Source organism: Pseudoalteromonas sp. (genome assembly GCF_041629635.1).
In the GTDB taxonomy this organism is placed as follows: Bacteria; Pseudomonadota; Gammaproteobacteria; order Enterobacterales; family Alteromonadaceae; genus Pseudoalteromonas.
The window spans coordinates 1-2069 of the sequence record NZ_JBFKMX010000269.1 but is presented as its reverse complement, the minus strand read 5'-3'; the positions used below and the strand labels follow the sequence as shown (position 1 = coordinate 2069).

Genomic DNA, 2069 nt, shown 5'->3' with positions numbered 1-2069 from the left:
TTTGAAAATTCACTTTTTAGGCACTTCGTCAGCATGTCCGTCACTTAATCGTAATGTTAGTGCTACTGCTGTGAGTTTTGACTCGACTAAGTCGTGGGTGCTGGTGGATTGTGGTGAGGGTACGCAGCATCAAATTTTAAAAAGTGAACTGGCGAGCTATCACTTATCGGTGATTTTAATTACCCATTTACATGGTGACCATTGCTATGGTTTGCCAGGGTTAATTGCCTCTATTTCGTTAGCTGGGCGAAAAGAGCCTGTGCATTTAGTGGCTCCTAAAGCGGTGATTGATTTTGTATTAAGCGCACTTAAATTTACCCAAATGGAAACGGGTTTTGAGTTAATTTGCCGTGAGATTGAAGCGCTAGAACAGGCGCTTGATTTTAGCTTTTGCCAAGTGTCTATTCACCCATTAAAACACCGTGTGCCGAGTGTTGCTTTTAAAATAACGGAGTGTGGTATTCCGCGAAAACTGCATCTTGATAAGTTGAATAATGACGGCATTGCTACAGGCAGCCATTATAACTTGCTGCAAAAAGGACACGATGTGGAATACCAAGGTAAGTTGTTACGTACAGAAGAATATAGTTTTCCTAGCTGGCAGCCGCGCAAGGTGATTATTTGTGGCGATAACGAAAAGCCAGCATTGTTATCCAATGCCGTTGAAGATATCGACTTATTGGTTCACGAAGCGACATTTACTCACAGTGATTTACATAAAGTTGGGTTGCATACCGGGCACAGTGATGCCAAACGCATTGCTGAATTTGCCGAGTTGTATCAGATCCCGCGCCTTGCGCTGTTTCATTTTTCAAGCCGATATCACGGCGAAGGCATGCTAGAACCGCTAGAAAATGAGGCAAAACGATACTACTTTGGTGAGTTAGTATTGGCTTTTGATGGCTTAGTCGTTGAAATTGACAAACAAAAGAACGCGTAAAGTGAGTTGTCATAGAAATGACCTGTCACCCAGTGGCTAAATGGTTTAAAATAAAAGCACTTTCATAGACAGTGCGAATTCATGCCAAAAAAAGATCCTTATTTAGACCGCGAACAACAAAAGTACGATAATCCAGTACCTAGTCGAGAGTTTATTCTTGACCACATCAGCAACCGAACTAAACCTGCAAATTTTGCCGATTTATGCGGCGAACTTAATGTATTTGAAGAAGAGCGCCAAATTGCGCTAAAGCGCCGTTTACGTGCAATGGAACGTGACGGTCAGTTACTTTTTAATAAACTAAAATGCTACTGCATTCCAGATAAAGTCGGTTTAGTAAAAGGTAAGGTTATTGGTCATCGCGAAGGATTTGGCTTTTTAGAGCTTGATGAAGGCGGTAAAGATTGGTTTATTCCAAAACACCAAATGGAGCAAGTGCTGCATGGTGACCGCGTATTAGCAAAACCAGCTAGCTTTGGTAAAAATGGCAAATGCGATGCGCGAATTGTGCGTGTGCTTGAGGGCGACAGAGCCCCGATTATTGGCCGTTTTTTCCGTGAACATGGCATGGCAGTTGTAGTACCAGAAGATCCGCGCATTAGCCAAGATATTATGATTTTGCCGGGCTTTGAAGGCAATGCAGAACATAACCAAATGGTGCAAATTGAAATCACTCAGCGCCCAAGCAAGCGTATGAATGCGCTTGGTAAAGTGATTGATGTACTTGGTGAACATATGGCGCCGGGCATGGAAATTGAGGTAGCACTGCGCAACCACGATATTCCTAACCAATGGCCAAAAGACCTTGAGCAGCAAATCGCTGGTTTGACTGATGAAGTGCTTGAAAAAGACAAAGAAGGGCGCATTGATTTACGGCATTTACCACTGGTAACCATTGACGGCGAAGATGCGCGCGACTTTGATGATGCGGTGTTCTGTGAAGCGAAAAAGTCAGGCGGCTGGCGTTTGTGGGTCGCGATTGCTGACGTATCACATTATGTTAGCAAAAACAGCCCATTAGACCGTGAAGCTATTCAACGTGGTAACTCGGTGTACTTCCCATCAGAAGTGATTCCAATGCTGCCAAAAGTGCTTTCTAACGGGTTATGTAGTTTAAATCCGAAAGTAG

Annotated in this window: 2 protein-coding genes; both read left to right on the top strand. The window is 43.5% G+C overall.

The window, feature by feature from the left end; all coding sequences use genetic code 11:
- Positions 1-940, top strand: a 940-nt coding sequence (locus tag ABYD77_RS19010) for a ribonuclease Z (RefSeq protein ID WP_372771657.1), incomplete at its 5' end; no start/stop codon positions are given.
- Positions 941-1021: 81 nt separating this feature from the next.
- The coding region (locus tag ABYD77_RS19005) for a ribonuclease R family protein (protein WP_372771656.1) at positions 1022-2069 on the top strand (1048 nt) is incomplete at its 3' end.